General features: G+C 61.2%; 18 protein-coding genes. 5 read left to right on the forward strand and 13 right to left on the reverse strand.

Features of this window, described 5'->3' with window-relative positions; translation table 11 throughout:
• Positions 1-478: 478 nt before the first annotated feature.
• The 3 genes from PUN71_RS22535 to PUN71_RS22545 are packed head-to-tail and all read right to left on the reverse strand — an operon-like array spanning position 479 to position 2,283.
• Positions 479-727: a hypothetical protein gene (locus tag PUN71_RS22535; RefSeq protein ID WP_277800217.1), complete on the reverse strand. Its 249-nt coding sequence runs from the start codon at positions 725-727 to the stop codon at positions 479-481.
• A 36-nt stretch (positions 728-763) separates the two neighbouring features.
• Positions 764-1,786: a zeta toxin family protein gene (locus tag PUN71_RS22540; protein ID WP_277800218.1), complete on the reverse strand. Its 1,023-nt coding sequence runs from the start codon at positions 1,784-1,786 to the stop codon at positions 764-766.
• A 17-nt stretch (positions 1,787-1,803) separates the two neighbouring features.
• Entirely contained in the window at positions 1,804-2,283 is a 480-nt protein-coding gene (locus PUN71_RS22545) for a helix-turn-helix domain-containing protein (RefSeq protein WP_277800219.1), read from the reverse strand.
• Positions 2,284-2,657: 374 nt separating this feature from the next.
• Here PUN71_RS22545 and PUN71_RS22550 point away from each other — a divergent pair, with 374 nt between their 5' ends.
• Positions 2,658-3,179, forward strand: coding sequence for a hypothetical protein (locus PUN71_RS22550; protein ID WP_277800220.1), 522 nt, complete (start codon positions 2,658-2,660; stop codon positions 3,177-3,179).
• A 264-nt stretch (positions 3,180-3,443) separates the two neighbouring features.
• On the opposite strand, the gene PUN71_RS22555 is transcribed toward PUN71_RS22550, so the two are convergent.
• A complete protein-coding gene (locus tag PUN71_RS22555; RefSeq protein WP_277800221.1) occupies positions 3,444-3,629 on the reverse strand; it encodes a hypothetical protein in 186 nt (61 codons plus the stop codon).
• 178 nt (positions 3,630-3,807) lie between these two features.
• Here PUN71_RS22555 and PUN71_RS22560 point away from each other — a divergent pair, with 178 nt between their 5' ends.
• Both PUN71_RS22560 and PUN71_RS22565 read left to right on the forward strand, forming a co-directional pair.
• Complete coding sequence (locus PUN71_RS22560; protein ID WP_277800222.1) at positions 3,808-7,899, forward strand: RHS repeat-associated core domain-containing protein; 4,092 nt, start codon at positions 3,808-3,810, stop codon at positions 7,897-7,899.
• A gap of 342 nt (positions 7,900-8,241) precedes the next feature.
• Positions 8,242-8,652, forward strand: coding sequence for a hypothetical protein (locus PUN71_RS22565; protein WP_277800223.1), 411 nt, complete (start codon positions 8,242-8,244; stop codon positions 8,650-8,652).
• A 184-nt stretch (positions 8,653-8,836) separates the two neighbouring features.
• Here PUN71_RS22565 and PUN71_RS22570 read toward each other — a convergent pair whose 3' ends face one another.
• Entirely contained in the window at positions 8,837-9,184 is a 348-nt protein-coding gene (locus PUN71_RS22570; protein ID WP_277800224.1) for a DUF2188 domain-containing protein, read from the reverse strand.
• Between the two features lie 166 nt (positions 9,185-9,350).
• Between PUN71_RS22570 and PUN71_RS22575 the strand changes: the two genes are divergently transcribed.
• Positions 9,351-10,208, forward strand: a complete 858-nt coding sequence (locus tag PUN71_RS22575) for a PD-(D/E)XK nuclease domain-containing protein (protein WP_277800225.1) — start codon at positions 9,351-9,353, stop codon at positions 10,206-10,208.
• A gap of 64 nt (positions 10,209-10,272) precedes the next feature.
• The gene (locus PUN71_RS22580) at positions 10,273-10,671 is read left to right on the forward strand and encodes a hypothetical protein (protein WP_277800226.1); all 399 of its coding nucleotides are present in this window, start codon (positions 10,273-10,275) and stop codon (positions 10,669-10,671) included.
• A gap of 765 nt (positions 10,672-11,436) precedes the next feature.
• Here PUN71_RS22580 and PUN71_RS22585 read toward each other — a convergent pair.
• From PUN71_RS22585 to PUN71_RS22620, 8 genes are all read right to left on the reverse strand, one after another.
• The gene (locus PUN71_RS22585; RefSeq protein WP_277800228.1) at positions 11,437-12,144 is read right to left on the reverse strand and encodes a hypothetical protein; all 708 of its coding nucleotides are present in this window, start codon (positions 12,142-12,144) and stop codon (positions 11,437-11,439) included.
• A gap of 270 nt (positions 12,145-12,414) precedes the next feature.
• Positions 12,415-12,786 (reverse strand): ParB family protein, encoded by a 372-nt coding sequence (locus PUN71_RS22590; RefSeq protein WP_277800229.1) that lies wholly within the window; start codon positions 12,784-12,786, stop codon positions 12,415-12,417.
• A complete protein-coding gene (locus PUN71_RS22595; protein ID WP_277800230.1) occupies positions 12,783-13,697 on the reverse strand; it encodes a ParA family protein in 915 nt (304 codons plus the stop codon). Before PUN71_RS22595 ends, PUN71_RS22590 begins: the two co-directional genes overlap by 4 nt.
• A 474-nt stretch (positions 13,698-14,171) precedes the next feature.
• On the reverse strand, positions 14,172-15,317 hold the full coding sequence (locus PUN71_RS22600; protein ID WP_277800231.1) for a GntR family transcriptional regulator: 1,146 nt from the start codon (positions 15,315-15,317) through the stop codon (positions 14,172-14,174).
• 170 nt (positions 15,318-15,487) lie between these two features.
• Positions 15,488-15,700, reverse strand: coding sequence for a hypothetical protein (locus PUN71_RS22605; RefSeq protein ID WP_277800232.1), 213 nt, complete (start codon positions 15,698-15,700; stop codon positions 15,488-15,490).
• Between the two features lie 67 nt (positions 15,701-15,767).
• Entirely contained in the window at positions 15,768-17,201 is a 1,434-nt protein-coding gene (locus tag PUN71_RS22610) for a chromosome partitioning protein ParA (protein ID WP_277800233.1), read from the reverse strand.
• A 6-nt stretch (positions 17,202-17,207) separates the two neighbouring features.
• Positions 17,208-17,723: a hypothetical protein gene (locus PUN71_RS22615; protein WP_277800234.1), complete on the reverse strand. Its 516-nt coding sequence runs from the start codon at positions 17,721-17,723 to the stop codon at positions 17,208-17,210.
• A partial coding sequence (locus PUN71_RS22620) for a CHAP domain-containing protein (protein WP_277800235.1) occupies positions 17,720-18,521 on the reverse strand: 802 nt, incomplete at its 5' end. The genes PUN71_RS22620 and PUN71_RS22615, both read right to left, overlap by 4 nt.

The following is an 18,521-nucleotide window of genomic DNA, read 5'->3' on the forward strand; positions in this document are numbered from 1 at the left end:
CAGGTTTTCCCTATGGCAGCGGGATGAGTACTGGCGGGAAAAGGGACGAGACCCTAAGCATCCGGACCGCTTCCCCTCGAGTGGTGCTGCCGAATAGTTCCAGATCGAATAATCACCGTTGCCAGTAAGGGTTTTGAAGGCTCCCTCAACGTGAAGTCAATGGCCGTCCACAGCAAAGTTTGAAGCGTCATCAACTTGCTGCTCAACGGTTGATCTTTCAGCTGCTTGTTGACGGCGTTCATCGCCCATACCAAGGGGGGGAAACTGCTGTTCCTAAGTGATCGTTAAGCGCTGGGTGGCGAGCGGGAAGTACACCCCAATGTTGCCTTTATCATCCTTATCCAGGTAACTGCTTGAGACCGCCAGGGAGCCCGTGGCTATACGGGCTATACATCCGGTAGATGACTACATAGGTGTATCGCCAAAGTCCAACGCGGCAATCATTTTGTCGAACCGTCGAGCTTCATGTGCGAGGTGATTACGTGGACGTTCCGGCTCGGTCTTTGTGCGGTCCAACGTCGAAGCCTTCAGCGCCCCTCAGTGTGAGCCACACACAAGTGATGCCAAACTCAAAGATCGATCGCGCGAGGATACCTTTTGCCATGCGGTTTTCTGGCAGCGCGTCCAGGTAGGTGCGTGTGCATCCCGCGGCGGCGTTAGCCAGTCCGAACCAGGCATCGATGAGCAACCGGATATGCCGCTCAAGGTTAGAGTCAGTTGTTTTCATCGCCTTGTACCTTCGGGGACTAAAGTTTGGCAGAGGTTACCGGTCAAGGCCTTTGTTGGGTTGGAATCGGCCCTTGCGTGATGCTGCGGGTGTTATTGAGGCAGTACGAACGGCTGCCAGGGTTTCTCTGTCAACGAGCGGTCCACCGGCCTTTGCGCGACCCCGTACTGTCTCCAGCGTGGGGCTGGCGTCCCCGTCTGCGACGCGGTAGATCTGGTACTCGCTGACGCACCCATAGTCTGAGGCAATTGCCGCTGCGTTGGCTGCGCAGATGGATTCCGTGTCGCTTGGTTCGTTGAACAATGATGCCGGGAATGACTGTGGAACCCAGCGCCCGCCCAGCTCGGCATCGAGGCCGGTGGTCGTTCCGTTTTCAGCGGCGAGGTAGCCGCGCTCCCACCGGCCCATCGTGCGCGCTTCGCTGACGTTCTGCGCTGTCTCGACGTCGGCCACCAGAACGTCATAGCCGGCGGCTTGCAGCCGGTCCAGCAGAATCCTGGCCTGCTTCTCGTTGCCCAGGGTGCCGTCGATTATGACATTCATCCCTGACTCAAGCGCCTCGTTACGTGCCTTCTTGGCCAGGATGGATGACTCCGTGTGGACCAGGGCCGCCAGCTCGCGCGGGTAGAACTTCTCCCCAGCCGCTTCCAGTGCGCGCACTTCCTCCGGCACCAGGTAACTGTCGTAGCTTCCATCCTGGCGGGCCTGCTGCAGCAGCTCATCCTTGAAGTCGTCTGCGTTGATCGGCAGCCAGTGCTCCGGCTGCGTCCGGGTTGCCTGGATGAGGGCGGCCTGCGCGGTGGACTTGCCGGCGCCGGGAGGGCCGGCCAGGACAATTGCCTTCTTGTCCCGACGGACCTCGGGCCGTGACTCAATGAAGCGTGCAAGGATCTCATTGTGCAGCCGCCGGCGGTCCTGGCGAGGCTCACCCCTGCGGACGTTGAACCACGCAGGGTTCTGGGCGGTCGCGGTCTTACTCTGGGCGGTCAGCGGTCCCCCGTCTGCGCCCAGCCGCTCCAAGGTGGCGCGGTGCGCTGCTGCCTGGTCTTCGGTAGTCACGCTTTACAGCGTAGTCATCAGACTTCGGCAGCCTCGTCAAAGGCATCCAGAATCTGATCGTAGGCGTCACCGTCGATCAGTCCTTCATCAAAGGCCCGGCCGACTTCCGCGAACGATCCAGGGGTGTCCATGTACGGCGTGGACTCCCACTCGGCCGCCGCAGCGGCCGCGCCTTCGTTCTTCGGGTAAGGCCACGCGGACAGCTCACGGATCATGGCATCGCGGTCAATGTCACCGGCCGCGTAACGCTCTGCAATTTCGTAAGGACTTGCACCGCTGAAACCCTCGGGCACAGGCTTCACTCCCCTGGCGTCGGCCTGCGAGAGAAGCCGGCTAATAGCGGGCTGGCTGACACCCAAGGCACGGGCGACTACGCGCTGGTCAGCAGATTCCACAGCCGCGCGGACATTCCTAATGTAGTCCAGGCCACCAAGCTCGCGACGTGCGCGGGCGCGACGGGCATTGGCGATAGCGTTCTCGGAGCTGGTAATGGTCATGTAGAACCCCCTCTTATATAACCAATGTTATCAGGCTTGCGCCTGCGCCACATCGCCAACCCTTCCACGCGCACCTCTTCTCTTTCCCCCAAAAAAGTTGGTCCATCGACCAATCAAGGAACGAATGTGGCATGCTCGAAGGTGTAAGCAGCAGGATGTTTACCCAGCTGAGGGGCTGCACACCAAAAGTAGCCCCTCAGTTCTGCGGCCAAACAACGGAAGCTTTTCCTGCACTCACATCCGTACGAGGGAGACCGGGATGGTTCTGCGCAGCCTCTTCGGGAAGCACCAATCAACCGCGGCCACGGCCATTTCCCCGAGCGAACCAGCCCAAACCGTGCCCACGCCCGAGCATCTGGCCGAGCTCCAGGACGTTGAAGAAGGTCATCGAGGACCATTCAGTAGCCGCTCAGTTCCATGACGCCGTACATGAATGGGCCGTCGTGGCGGTTGAGGAACATCCGGACAACGAGGGTGAATGCGTCTGCGGGCAGCAGAACCTGCTCTACATGTACACCATCTACAACAGCAAAAAGCAGGAAACTCTCTCCTATATCGGTAGCCAGTGCGTGCACCACTTCAAACGTCAGGACCTGGACATGCAGGTCTCAGTGTTCAGCCAGCTGCTGGCCCTGAAGAGGGCCATCGAAGACCGAAAGAAAATCACCTTAACGTCGGACTATTTTTCCCGAGCTTTGCTGGAGTGGCTGTTCGCTGAAGGGGCGTTCAACAACGCGCGCAACGGCTACAACGGAGAAGAGGACTACGCCTTTTTCCTCAAGATGTTCAACAAACGCAAGAAGGAAGACATCTCCGCCGCGCAGAACAGGAAGATTTGGGTGATGCTAAACTCGCAGGTTTATCCCTACATCAGGGACCACCCGGCGCTCGGCTAACTGCGCTTGACCATGTCCGCCAGAAACGGGCCGCTCCCCCGGCCGGCACTGCCCTCTGCAGCTGCTGGCGAGTTAGCTGGCCCCACCCAGTAGCCGCTGCATCATCCAGGGGCTGGAGATGTCCAGGCGGGACATTGACATTGTTTCCGCAGGTTTGTCCAAGGTTTTGGTCAAGATCGTTGTCCGATCTGGCGGACGGGTTTAGCGTCGGGGTCATCACTCGTTGGGGGTTCGAGCTTTCGGTAACTGGGGATCGCTGCGAATCTATTTCGTAGAAAGTTCATGGGGGATGTCTACTGTTCCGAGGCTGATCTGTTCTGTCCTTTTTTCGCCGGTTTCTGCTGTTTTTGCCGCGTTGCGGCTGGTTATCGCCGCTGTTGTTGCATGCACCGTCATCATTGCCGGGTTTAGTGCCCCGGCTTTCGCTGTTCCTTCGGCGTTGGAGCCCACCGGTATCGCACCGGCATCGGTTCAGGCCCCTTCCTTGGTTCCAATGCAGTCGACTCCTTCGGTGCAGTCGGGGGTTTTCGTTCCCACCACCGGCAGGGTTGTAGACACACGAACAGGCCTCGGCGGGATCACCGGCCCGTTGACCCCGAACACCTGGTACCCCTTCCAAATCCTGGGTATGGCCGGGATCCCTACCACTAACGTCGATTCGGTGGTGGTGACGCTGACCGTTGTGGGAAGCACCGGTGCCAGTGCCGCCCAGGTCGTTCCGAATACTGCCCGGCAGCGGGAGACGACGGTGCTTTATTCCGGTACTGGTGACACCGTCTCCAACTCGGCGATTATTGCTGTAGGCACGGATGGGAAGCTTGCGTTGCTCGCGAGCACCTCGCAGCAGTTCATCGTCGATGTTCAGGGCTATTTCACCGCAGGAGATACTCCTGCGCCTGGGGGTTTCGTTTCAGTGCCCACCTCACGGGTGGTGGATACGCGCAACGGCACCGGCTATCCGGCAGGGGCATGGACCGGCACCGCGGTGAAGAGCCTGACCTTGAAGGGCAAAGGCGGCGTACCGGACACGGCGACGGCGGTCTTTGCGAACATCACGGTCATCAGTACTGATGCGCCTGATCCGATTTTTGAGACGCTTCCCGGGGGCGGATTCGACGCCGGCGGAGGGGCCGGAACATCACTCAATTTCCGTGGAAACGAGATTACGGCAGTGGCAGCGGTGCTGAACCTTAACGCTTCCGGCGTCGTGGACATCAAGCACTACACCTCCACGGTGGGCGTGAACGTCATCATCGATATCCAGGGCTACTTTGATGGTCAAGTCTCCAACAGCGCCTTCACCACGGTCGAATCCAGGCTCCATGATTCGCGTCTGACCGGCACTCCAATTCCGCCGTACGGCCGGATCGAGCTGCAGATCGCCGGCGTGGGTGGGTTGCCCACCGCCTCGACAAATCTGGCCGGCGTGATGATGAACGTGACCCCGCTGACCGCCGGGGGCGGTTTCCTGCGGATCTGGCCTTCAGACGAACCCGAGCCGAATCTGAGCACCGTGAACTACTCTTCCGACCCGGTGTCGAACAACGTAATTGTTCGCCCCAGCGCCTCCACTGGCAAGATCATGATCTACAACGAAGGGGCCAGCCCTGTCGACTACGTGATCGATTCCCAGGGCTGGTTCAGCAACGCGAACCTGCTCCCACCGGTCACCACGAACGGGGCGGAATCGGGCTCACGCGGCAAAGCGTCGATGGTTCAGCACACCCTGACGGACACGGCGAAGCTCGCGCTGAACCCGACGAGCGGCAACGTGGTCTTCACTGGCCGGCTGTTCAATGTCCGCGGTATCGGGCAGGACATGAACGTCGCGTGGCGGTACAACTCCCGCTACGACCACCGACCAACTTTGTCCATGGGCCGGCTCGAAACGGCGCTCCGGATAGACCCGACCACCGGGAACATGATCTACACTGCCCCGGACGGTGGCTGGTACACCTTCATCAACACCGCAGGTGTCTTCACAATGGCGCCGGAAATCAACGCCTCCCTGACCAAAATCTCCACCACAGAATATTGGCTGCGGTTCAACGACTCCGGGATCACCAACGTCTACCAGGACGACGGGACCAATTTCGCCCTGGTCCGGTCCTTCGACGCGAACACCACCAACCCGAACACTGTTACCTACACCTACGGCAACGGCCGCCTCACGCAGACCACAGACACCCAAGGCCGCACGGTCTCCTACGTCTACAACGACACCCGGAACCTCAACCAGCCCTCGGCAGTTACGGACAACTCGCTGAACCGAACCGTGAACCTTGAATACGGCGGCGGTGAGGGCCGGCTCTCCAAAATCACCGACGCCACCGGAGCGGCCACCACCTTCGCGTACACGAACGGCAAACTCAGCTCCTTCACAGACGGGCGCACCAACGTCACGGCCCTCACCTACGCCGCAGACGGCTGGGTCAACACCATCACCTACGGCCAGGGCTCCACCGCGGCCGCGACCTGGACACTGACACACAACACAGATGCCAGCGTCTCGTACCTGACCAACCCCAACAGCAAACAAACCACCTACACCCTGGACGCAAGCAAGACCCGCGTCCTGACAACCACCGACCCGAACGGCAACAACACCTCGGCCACCTTCGACGGGCACGACAACCGGCTCACCACCACCAACGGACTAGGCCAGACCACCACCGCGTCGTACAACGCGAACAACTCCCTGACGAAGATCACCTCGCCGTTGGCAGGCTCCACTGGCACCGCCGGCGAGGTGTCCTTTACCTACCCCACGGCGTCCGGGGACCCGCTGCTGAACTACCGGCCCGTCGCCTCCCAGGACAGTGAGACGAACCCTATTGCGATCGACTACGACGCGAACACTAAGAGCCCCTCCAAAATCACGACCCCCGACGGTCTCGGCGGAGCGCCCCAACGCTTCTATCAGGGCGATACTGCCGGGACGACCTGTGGCGCCAAACCAGGTTCACTGTGCCGCTCCACCGACGGGAACGGCAACCAGACCACCTACGCCTATGACGCTGCAGGCAACGTTGCCACGGTCACGCCGCCCGCCCCGCTCGGACCCACGACCTATACCTACGACGCCGCCGGCCGGGTGGCCACCGCGAAGGACGGCAAGAACCAGACAGCCACGTACACCTATGACAACAACGACCGCCTCACCCAAGTCCGATACGCGGCCACCTGCGTCACCGCGACTTGCGTGACCTACACCTACGACAAGGCAGGAAACCTCACCACCCGCGTCGACGCCGCCGGGACGACCACCTACATCTGGGATGCACAGAACCGGCCCACCGGTAAAACCATCGGCGGGACCACCACGACCGTCACCTACGACGGCGCGTCAAACGTTCTTAGCTACGTCGACCCGCTCGGCACGGTTACTTACAGGTATGACGGGGCGAACCGGCTGACCGCCCTGGCCGAACCCGGCGGGTCCTGCCCGGCCACGCCGGCATTCCCGAACAGCACCAGATGCACCGGCTTCGACTACGACAACGCCAACCGCCGAACCGTCACCAAATACCCAAATGGCGTCAAGAACAGCACAACCTATGACGGGGCCGGCAAGATCACTGCCATCACCGCGACCAACACCGGCAGCACCATCCTGGCCAAGCGCGCCTACACCTACACCACGAACGCAGGAAAAGATGGTGCACTCCGCGCCACCATGACCACCGATACCGGGGCGCTCACCTCGTACACCTATGACAAGCTCAACCGTCTCACCTCCGCCATCAGCGGCACGATCACGGATTCATGGACCTACGACGCCAACAGCAACCGGCTCACCGCCGCCAAAACCGGGACAGCCACCATCTATTCCACGTACAACGCCGCGGATCAGCTCTGCTGGTACGGCCCCGCAAACGGCAACTGCGCCACCCCGACCACGGGAGCCACCAAATACACGTGGGACGCGAACGGCAACTTCACCGGAGGCGGCTCCGCCTCAAACGTGACCTACAACGTCTTCAACCAATTCACCGCCGGAACCAACGGCACCACCACGACCAACTACACTTACGCCGGAACGCGCAACGATGAACGACTCACCGCCGGCTCAACCTCGTTCCTCAACGGCTCCCTCGGCGTTACCCAGCAGACCAAGAGCAGCGGGACAACCTCGTTTATTCGCGATCCCGAGGGTACGCTCGTCAGCATGCGGGACAGTGGCGGAGCCAGCTACTACTACACCACCGACGCCATCGGCTCGACCATCCTGCTCACCGACAGCGCACAAGCCAAAGCCGCCACGTACAGTTACGACTCTTGGGGCGAAGATACCGGCACTACCGGCACCAAAGCATCCACCAACCCCTGGACCTACGCCGGCGGCTACAACGACACCACCAGCAACCGCATCAAATTCGGCGCCCGCTACTACCACCCCGCCCGCGGCCGCTTCACCCAACCAGACCCCTCAGGACAAGAAGCCAACCGCTACGCCTACGTCAGCTGCAACCCCATCAACGCCACAGACCCAACCGGACTCATGTCTATCGATTGTTTCGCTCAAAACGTCTGGGTGGGGGCTGGCGTCGGCGCAGTCTTCGGTTCCGTGAACGGTGCTATTACCGGAGGTATCGCGGGCTTTGGAGTACTGGGCTTTGGAGCTGTGGCAGGCATAGCATCTGGAGCTGTCTCTGGTTTTATATTTGGTGGCCTCTGGGGGGCTGCGGAGGGTGTTGTCTCCAGCTTCATATCATGCTGACAGAATTAATAAGGAGGCCACCTGATGGACCCAGACGAGCGAAGGCATGTAGGACCGGGATCCCTGGTCCCAAAAGGACTCATGATCTCAACTCCGCTTTTCTTAGCACTGACGTTCATACTCCAAACTTGGCTGGGGTGGGGACTCGCCTTGGCGATAGGTCTGGTCCTCAGCGTCGCCGTGACCATACCCCTATCACTCGCTGCACGTCGGCGAAACCTCCGTCAGGGGCCGCCCTAAAGACTGTCCAAGGCGAGCATTTTTGGCACACCTCAGAAGTTGATGCCGCCTCGGGTCCGTATCCCTGAGTTATATTTTCCCGTCAAACTAAAAGGAAATGACATGGGCGCTGATTCAAGCAACAGCAAACCAATGTTTGAACGGACCGAGCGGTGGGCGACTCCTCTCTCGGCCGATGCAGCTCTGAGAGCTCTCTCAAATAGATTCATTGAAGCGGGAGCAAGAGTCACTGAAATTGGAGACGGCTTGGAGATCCGCCAGGGATCGAACTGGCGCTACAGGTTATGGGGAAACCTTTTCAAGAAGGGAAGAAGAAGCGTTCCAGTCGCTCTGACGCTGCGATTGTTTTCGACAAAGAGTGGCACCTATATCGAGGCGCACGCCTTCGACACCTTCGGGTTCCGGCTTGCTGAACATGCATTCTTCGGGGCGCAGGAAACCTTCGATGACGCACTAGAGAACATGCTCGCCATGGCTTCCGCGGCTGCGGATGTCACCACCCGTAGTCGGTAGGGGCGAGTAAACAAGACACACTTTGATAGGTTGGTCGTCCATTCGATAGCAAAAGGATCGCATTGTATGGTCATGATAGAAAGCCCGCCACTCCCCCAATTGGCGGGCTTTCGTCAAGCGTGGAAGCGATTGCAACGGAGGGCGTGATCGAGGGTGAAGGAACCTTCCGCTAATCAAAGAGCAGTCAGTGTTTTTTGTCCTTCGTTTTAGATTCATTGCCCGGTTTCACTGTGTCGGAGTTCCGGATCTTCCCATCACGACCGTGGATCCTCACTTCCCCGCCGCCAGCCATTTTCACCTGTTGCTTTGCCAGAACCTCGGCTTTCTTCTGTGTTGAAGCCGCGGCCGTCGGAGTCGTCTTCTTCGGCTCGTTTACCTTCCAATCGCCGGCCTTCTTATCAGGAACGACATGCCGGACATTGTTTGCAGGCTTGGCACTCTGCGTCGCGGCCGATTTGGCCGCTGGCTTAGCTGCCCCGGCTTTTGAACCAGACTGCTTGGAACCTGACACGCCTGAGGATTTATTTGCCATCTGAGACCTCCTAGTATGTGCAGCAAACACTACTGTCCTTAGTCATGACGAGCCACCATCACTAGACGATGCAAACGAACGCCAGCAGTGGAGAGTGTCCCGATTCCTTGCAGCAGGGACACGTTTCTGCTCGTCACGCGTCGCAGCCATGTCCTAATCTCTACTAATGACCAATATTCCTGCTGCTAGAGCTTCAGTAATCGCTCAGCTCATCGCTGAGTCGGAGGAGCTCGAAGAGCGGATGGCTTCCCTGCAAGATGGCGACGAACCCCGGCGCAGGGATGTTAGTTCTGTTCGGACGGATTATCGCGCCTGGCATAGCCGGGCCAGTCGCGTCCTGCCCTCGGACCTTAGAACGAGGTTTGACGAGCAACGGGAAGGGAGCATGCTCAAGCCGGGGATCGATCGCTTCCTTAGCGAACCTTGGACAGAATCTGTGCTGAAGGCCCCTGATGGATCATTTCCTTTGGGTCAACGCTGGCAATACCCGTTCAACAACGTGCGAAGCCGGCTGGAAAAACAACGAAGCCTCCTGGCTGACGCCGAACCCGAAGAGTCACCAGCTGCACTCGTAGCAGCAGATCTTGCAAACGTTCTCAGACGGCTCCCCGACTTCCTTCATGTCCTGCAGCAGCGCCGCCCAGACTGGCCGATCGGAGAGGCGTTGAAAGACGAGCGGGAGCTACAGGTCCTTGTAGAAGCGCTGCTCCGGACCCTCTTCGACGACGTGAGACCCGAGGACTACACCCCGTCCCGGGCAGGGGCGAACTCAAGAGTCGACTTCGTTCTGCCCGAGGTGGGAGTAATCGTCGAGACCAAGATGACCCGGGAGAGCATGAGCGCCAAAAAGCTAGGTGAAGAGCTGCTGATCGATGCGGGGCGCTACCCGGCCCATCCCAACTGCGAAGCCATCGTCGCTTACGTCTACGACCCAGACAAGCGTCTGCAGAACCCCCGGGGTATCGAACGGGACCTGACCCAAACGACCGGAACGGGCATCTCATTTTTCTGTGTCATCTCCTGACCAAGCCGTACTTAAGCGTCCTGCTCAGGATCCAAATGTCATATCTCGTCCCTATGCTGTCTGCATGAATTCCTTCACTCGGCGCGGACTGCGGTCACGCCGCTTCCCGGAAGTAACCCGCCAAGAAATAGCCACTTTCCTGACCCTGGACGAGGAAAAACAATTCGAGGACCTGCGCAGCCTTCGTACCCGCGCAGCCCATCTGAGCGGCGGAAGCTTAGGCGCCTTCACGGCGCTGTACGTGGGCGTTATCCTGGTGGCCGTCCCACTGCTCGGCCAGGCCACAGCGGGATGGGCGGGGCCGTTCGCCTCACCCCTGTCAATAGCCCTGCTGGTCCTCTTCACCGGCTGCTCAATCGCATACTCCTACGTTTATGACCAGCACGATATGGCACGCGCGGCCACCCGTCTGGCCTTCTACGAAGAAGCCCTCAAAACCCCACCACGAGCACCAGGTTCCTGAGAAGGGCCAAGCTGATGGACGTTCAGATATCCATGCATTTGCTGTGACCAGGTCGACCCCGCTTGGCATTTCCTTTCACGGCTAGTGATGGCAACTAAGACAGCGTGTGAAAACGATCTGCGTTCCCTGGCGAGCAAGTCCAGCGGCAATGTTCCTACCCGGAGGATTCGGCGGCATCTCCCGTCTAAGAAGGGCTCCTGGCATACGCCAAGGAACCGCTCGGGAACCTTCCCGGCCAGAAGACTTAGCATCCGAAGGCAGAGAGACAGTAGGCTCTCTTGCGTCCGCTACAGGGAGCCACGATCCGGCGGCGCGCAACGCGGCCGAGGTGATCCGGCCTTCGCCAGGGCAACGGCCACCGAAACATCGTCGGCGCCCAGGTTGTCCACGTCCAGGCCGTAGCGGCGTTGCACCTGGTCCCGTGGTCCTTCCACGCGGTGGCCGCCTCGTGCACCCTCTCGACGTCGCGGCCACTGGCCGTGTCCCACCAACGGTTGTCCATCACTGGTGCAAGCTGCGTACAGGCTGCTGCGCGCTCCAGAAAGACGGCAGGCCTGCCCATCGATCGCCCGCGGCCAAGGATAGGCTGACGGGTCAGCTGAAGGTGCCCTATAAAGGGGGTGCGGGTGCTGTGCGTCATGTCAGGACAGCCGGCTGGTTGGATGGATTCGGCAAGGGCAGTACCCTTGTGATCCACGCCGATGCAGGACGCTCTATCGTCACCTGCTGCCCCCGCATATTGCTGCGCCGGCGATCCGGGGCCGGCTAGATCCCCAAGACCTTAGACAAGGCATTCGTCCCTAGCCCGACGATGACCGTGCCAAGAAGCCCAGCCACCCATCCGATCCAGAGCTTCACTTTTGGTTTGCCTTCCTTCCGGAGTTCAAACCGGGGAACCACCTTCTGCAGAAGCAAAGTCATCGCCACGACTATAAGGAGATTGCAGCTCACAGCTAACAACACCAATTCCGTGACGCCCTTGATGTAGGGCGTGAGAACCAACATAATCAGCAAACCGGAAACAACGGAGAACAACGTTTGCGCCCATCCCTCGAACAGGTGGCCAAGCCGGCTGCTTTGTCGCTTCAGCTCAACTTTCAATTGACCTGCAGCTGATGAAACCCAATCTACCGGTCCGCCGATTTCCGCGTGGCTCCCATGCTTCCCGAGTTCCAGCCTCAGGAAAGTCCCGTCTGAGTACTGCTGTCCAAACGATAGTTCGATGCGCTTTACATCCCGTTCGTCCAGATCTTCAATGAGAACGTCAGGGGAACCGGTTCGCCGTTCGTCCCAAGTCTTAAGACTGACTGTCATCTCAAGATCCAATTCCTTAACCGCGCGTTCGGCGGTGTAATGGCCGTCTTCTGCCAGCGAACCCAGTATGCGGGCCTCTTCAAGAAGAGTCTTTGGGTCAGCGAAGTGACCGGGGTCGCCCCCATTATTGGAAATGTTGGTTGCGATAGCGGCAGCCAACGACTCTACTCTCGCATTGTTGAGCTCACGACTTTTTGCCCTACTGGCCGTTAACCTTTCTCGTGCTTCTGAGGAAGCAGACGAATGCAGGGCTTTGACCAAAGTGATTACTCTGGCCAGATCCCTTTGGTTTCCCCACCACGTAGGCAGCTGTATCCGCGCCTTAGTGATACTTGACTCGCCCACTTCTCTCCTCTGTTTACGTTGTTCCGGCCCTCCGGGATCCCGTGTTGACCACTCCCCCGAATGGGATGGGGTGACACATTTTGGCTAGCTATCCTTGAGTCTCCGGCCGCCGGGCAACTTCTCACCCCAAGCGGGATACATCTCGCCCTGGTTGTGTTCGGCTTCGCGGCGGCGGGTTTCTGCTTCGATGGCTTTAGCAACGAAGTGTGCCCAAGTGATATCTCCCTCGGCGTAACTGGTCGCCTTGTACGCGGCTTTGGCGCGATTGCGCAGAGCGGTTGGGATGCTTACCGTCATGTTCTCAGCAGGGGAATCCTTTGGTTCTTCCCTTTTCGCCGGCGCCTCCTGGCGGCGACCGGAGAGCATGCGCGCTAGTGGTGCATCTATCGGACGTGTTGCGGCGGGCCGCGGCGGTAACTCCAGGGTGGGCCGTCCGGTGTTCTGCTCGGTACTCATGCGCTAACCTCCTGGGACTCTGCGGCGGATACTCGCCGAGTTACTTCCATGGCGACTGCGTGTAGGTCCTCAGCAACGCTCGATGCAGACCTTGGCCCTGAATTCGTGGCTTTAGCTTCTCCCCGACGAATCTCCCACCACTTGGGTGCTTTGGTAAGTTCCCGTTCGAGCTCGTGCGCCAGCAGCCCTCGCTCCCTGCAGGCCTGCGCGGTCGCTTCTGCATGGCGGATGGTCATGGGGAACAGCACTTCATCCGTACCGAAGTCGGCAATGAGATGATCACGGGTGACCTTGTGGACCTGTTTTGAATTGGTTCCGGTTCCAACCAGGACGACACCCAAGAGATCCAGTGTTGGGTTGAGTCCCACAACGCTGTCCATACGCGCAGCCACCGCAGCGACGCCTTTGCGGCTGGACATGTCCGTCTTCAGCGGCACGAGGGTGTACCGAGCCGCTGCGACGGCCCCGGCCTGCAGGGGCTCATTGCCTGGCGGGCAGTCAAGGAGAACGAGGTCGTACTCCCCCGCCATGGTTGCCAGCATCTTCGCAAGCGCTAGATGGGCTGCGTCGCGGTCCTTTTGGGCCTTGGCTCCAAGGAATGCTGCAGCATCGTCGAGTTCCGGTCCTCCCGCTATGACGTCCAGGTTGGGACGGATATTCGTCAGTAGGGCCGGCTCGGCCCCGAAGCAGAGCGCGGCGGCAAGACTTCTGCCGCCGTCCCCCTGGTCGGAATAGCCTAGGTCCTCGGCGAGGTTGCCCTGTGGGTCGAGATCCACGAGGAGTACACGTGAGCCAGCCTCGGCGAGGAGCCCACCTACATTGGCTACAAGGCTGGTCTTAAAGACCCCGCCTTTGCCGTTGATTACCGCAATCACCCTACTGAGCGACCCACGATCCAAGTCCTGTTTCATCAAACCCTTCCCTTCACAAGTATTTCCAGCGTAAACAGCGGAGCTTGTTTCACTTGTGAAGCTGGCTCGCGTGTCTTTACTTCTTTCACTTGTGAAGCTGGCTGGCGTGTCTTTACTTGTTTCACTTGTAAAAAAAGAACAAAAAGTAAAACTGCTAAATATTGTGTAGCAAGCTTCCCTTGCTTGCTTTTCCACCCCGGAGGCTGGCGCCTGGTGCGAACGTCCGGGGGCTGGAGGCTTATCACGAAGTGACGTGCAGCGTCCTTGACGACGCACCAGGGACAGCGACGATTAGAGGCCGGGATGGGGATCCGCGAGGGAGGCTGTGTACATCCGCCGGTTGCGTTGGGTGAGGTTCCTGGGTGGGGTGACCTGGCGGTTGTGTGCAGGCGGTCAGCTGGTTCCTGTCGTCCATCGTGTGTGCAGGAAAAGCCCGTAGGGTAGAGCTTTTGCTGTGCACATGTGGGCGAGAGGCTACCCCTCAAGGGAACCCGGCCCCTTGGGCTGCGCGCCAGCGCGCCGGCTGGTGCGCTGGCGCTTGTTGGCGTCGAACATGGCGCGGATCTTCGCAATGGCGGTGACCTTGGCGGGGGAGTCGCCGGCGTCGAGCTGGGCCGCGCGCTCGGCTTGGCGTTCCAGGATCCGCCGACGTTCGGCCTCCTGTTCGCGGCGGAGAGCAGCTGCGCGGGCTGCTGCGCGCTGATCGCGGGAGCGCAGAGGCTCGCCGGCCTCGGTGCGCCAGGCACTGAGGCGGTGCCTCAGCCAGCCGCGCATCCGCCAGGCTTCCTTGGTGTCTGGTGCGCCGCTGTGCGGCCACAGCGTGCCGTCAGGCCGCCAATCGAGGGCGTGCAAAATGTCCGCGACGGTCCAGCCGGCCAGAAAGAAGTCGCGGCACGAGCTGGCGACGTCCTTGGCCGTCATGCAACGGAGGGGAAAGCTCCGGTAGCGAATCTCGGACGCGGCGGCCACACGCTGTCCATGGCGTTTTGGCGTCCGGTGAGCTGGCCACAGCAGCTCTGGACGCCATGGTACCTGGGCGGTAGGTGCGCCGCTTGCGGCGCCTGCAGGAATGAGTCGTGGCGGAGCCACGTCGGGTTGAGAGCTTTTTCCTCGCGCGCGTGTATGGGTTAACTCTTTCTCTTTAAGGTGAGAACCGCCAAGGGCGGGAGGGGTGCCAACTTTGTTCACAAGCGCCAGCGGCGACGGTGCGCACAGAACGTAGACGGCTGCTTCATTAATGCGTTCGCCGTCCGGACCGGCGGCGGCGTATTTGGCCTGCCTGCCGGAGGCTACGCGACCGATCAGGCCCCAGGCGGCCAACAGGCGCAGAACGCGTGCCACGGTCGTCCTGGACGTCCCCGTGGCCTCGATGAGGGCTTCCCAGCCCGGGCGTGCCGTCATGCTCTCGTAGTCGGCTCGCTCGATGAGAGCACCGAGTACGGCGACGATGGTCGCGCGGCCGTTGCGGTTGCGCAGCGCGAACTTCTCGTGTGTGAGCAGCGCGGCCATGGTCTGCCGTCCGTGCGCGGCGCGGACCATGCCGCCCGGGACGGCGGCCAAGACGACCGCTGAAGCGGTTTCCTGGCTGCGATTGACGCGCCGGCGGCGCGGAATGTCCACGGCAGTTTCCGTGGACGTGAGAGGACGTGCGTGTACACTTATGGGCATAACGGAAGGACCCTCCTAGAGGGTGTGGAAGTAGGAGCCCTTCACCGGGAAACTTGCCGGAGACGCGGTGAAGAGCTTGAATAACTTGAATTGAAGGCCCGCCTAGTGCGGGCCTTCAGTCTTTAAGAGGCCCGGGGGATTAGCGCCTCCTGGGGGTTATCGATCTTGTTAGGCAAGCCGCTGTCGCGGTCGATGAGCGCGCCTAGGTACTCGCTCAAAGAGAGTCCATGATCGGCGGCCTGGATGCTTGCGCGGGCGTGCTGGTCGGGCAATACGCGGCCGCGCAAAGCGACGCGCTGGCCGTCGAGCTTCGGGGTTGCATATGGCTGGCTCATGCACTCATCCTTGCCCATCCACGCGTCACGGTACCGGTACCGGGGCGTTTCGGCGTGTCGCACTTTCTTAGAATCCTTTGGCGACAGCGGCCGCTGCTGCGAGCCAGGCACGCTGTGTTGCGGGCTGGAGGGCGTCATAGCGGATGGGACCGTTGACCAAGGCAGGGTCGTAAGGGATTCGAACGACGGCGCGGACGTGTGGAGCGAAGCCGTTCGCGATCCGGCCAGCCTCATCCTTGGCCCGCTTGAGCGCGTCCCCGCTCATGCTGCGCTTGGCGTCCGTGGACTCCGACACGATCACCACGGCGTTACGGGCCAGCTCGGCAGCGTGGCCGCCACGGGATTCGAGCGTCTGGAGGGTCAGGCGCGCGGCCTCGGCGCGGTCCTCAATGGCTGTTACCGGGACCACGAGCTGGTTGGTGTGGTGAATCATCCTCCGCCAGTTTGCCGATCGGGCGGTGTTGCCCGAGTCCATGACGATCAGCCGGTAGTAGCGGGTGAGCACCTGGTGAGCAATGTCCACTTCCTCAGCGGTGACCTCGTGGTCGCCTTCCTCGTTCTCGTCCGAGCGCAGGACGTCGAACTTGTCCGACGTCTGGTGGTGAACGAATCGGGCGATCTCGGCCGCGTTGGTGCTGGGGGAGAGCAGCGTTTGGGATGAGTCGATGAGGTCAAGGACGCTGTTGTCATGGCTGCCCTGCTCGGTCCGCCAGCCGAGTGTCCCCTGGGACTCGTTGTTGTCCCAGGCGACGGTGGCCGCGCCGCTGTAGCGGGCAAGGATCGCGCTGAGCATGACGACGGTGGGCGTTTTGTTGGCTCCGCCCTTGCGGTTGACGACGGCCACCGTGCGGGGGCCGGGCCAGTGCTGGCTTACCGTGCGGATATCTTCGCGCTCGGCCAGTTCGTCGGGGGACGGTTCCATGCGGAAGCCCAGGCGGGTGAGCGTGCCGCGCCAGCCGCGCGTAGCCGGTTCCAGCACAGGTGCGCTGACCAGGAACGAAGTCTCTTTGAGGCTTCGACGTGTGACAGGTTCCGGAGCAGCTGCGGCCGTCGAGGGTTCCTGGACGCGGTTGACAGCTTCGCTGAAAGTGACGGGGGCGGCGGGTTCCAGTGTTTCCTTAACGCCCGGAGCTACGGGAGCCGGCGTTTCCTTGGCGGCCGGCGTTGCGACGGCCGGTGCCTGCTGTGCAGGGGCAGGAATGGCCGGCGCTGGGTCTTGCTGCCTCCTGGCGCTGGGCTTGGCCGGGGCAGCTTCGCTGACGATGCCGTCTGGGGAGACGACGATGAGGCCTTGGCCGTCTGGGTCAGTGGTGCTGGCCCTTACAGGCCGGCCAAGCTGCGCGGCGGTCTCGGTGATGAGCCGTAGCGCCTGGCTGAGAACGGCGGCCTCGTCCTCGGCCTGGATTGCGTGGGAAGTGCCGTTGATTGTGACCTCTCCGGTTCCGTTGGCGCGCAGAACGGCGTCGATCTTGGGGAAGTCGAGTGCTTGGCTTTCCATCATCTGTCCTTACTTGGTGCCGTTCGGGGGTGTGAAGCGGTTGACCTGCCAGGGCTTGTCAGCCGCGCTGCGGAGCAGCTGTACGTCGTAGTCCCCGGCGTCGGTAGGGATCACGATGTGGCAGCCGAAGCCGTTGTTCTCATCGACGCTGAGCTTGCCGGGTCCCGTGATCTTTTTGGCTGGGATGTTGGTCGGGTCGACGTACTGGTAGTCGGCTGTGGCCTGGGCCGTCAGGAGCTGGCCCAGTTCCTGAATCCAGACCTTGTCGGTGACTGTGGGGCGGGCGTAGAGCGTCATGGCCTTGGTCGCGGTTTCCAGGGCGGCGGCCTTGCTTGGCTCGTCCCAGGCAATGCCCAAGGTGGCCGGGGCGGTGCCTCCGGGAGCCTGGGACTTGCCGCCGGCGCTGAGCGTTGCCGGGACGGTGGCTGACGTGCTTTGGGACGGTTCCGCGGGTGTTGTGTTGGACGCTGGGGCGCAGGCCGTGCACACGAGTACGGCCGTAAGGGCTGTCAGGGTGCGTTTCATGGTTCCTCCGGTGAGTTGCTGCCAGGCAGGTACAGGAAGGCGCTGGGAGTGCCGTTCTGGACCTTGCGTGTGTAGTAGGTGTGGTCGTTCGGTGCGGGGTTGCCGTTGTAGCCCTCTTCCAGGTAGCTGCCGTCGCCGTTGACGGCCTTCACGATGGCGACGTGGCCGTAGGTGCCGTCCGCGCCGCCTGCCCCGGGGGCGTACCAAACGACGGCACCGACGTGGGGCGTCTTGCCGGTGGGCCAGCCTTTGGCATCCCAGCCGTCCTTCCAGGTCAGGGCAGAGCCGAGCAGGGCACCATCGGGCCGGAAGGTGCCGTTGAGGATCTTGTAGGGGGCACTGTTGCTGCCCAGTTGCTGGTTGACGCGCCAGAGGGCGAAGTCAACGCATTCGCGGTTGAACATGCCCAGGGGCGAGGGCTGGTAAATCGTTGCCGTACGCCACGGGAGGTCGTCACCCTTGCCGGACTCACCGGGGATGCCGCAGGAACTTGTCCCGTCCACGGTGGTCTTGACGTCGCCTAGGGCGGCCACAACTTCTACGGCGGCCGGCCAGTAGGACTGGTAGTGGAATGGGTCAGCGTTGCGCTGGACCCTGTGCGCGGCGGTGGTTGGTTCGAGCTGTTCCCACCCGCTGATCGTCTGGAGCGCCTTGAAGAAGTTGGTGGCGGATGCCGTGGGATTCATTCGGTCCTGGTAGGACCCCCACGCGCCGTTGTCCCGCTGCTGGAATAGGCCTCGAGAGTCCGGACCTGGGCCGTCGCCATGGTCCAGGACGCGCAGACCGGACTCTCCCATC

The organism is Arthrobacter sp. NQ7 (genome assembly GCF_029581595.2).
GTDB classification, from domain to species: domain Bacteria; phylum Actinomycetota; class Actinomycetes; order Actinomycetales; family Micrococcaceae; genus Arthrobacter; species Arthrobacter phenanthrenivorans_B.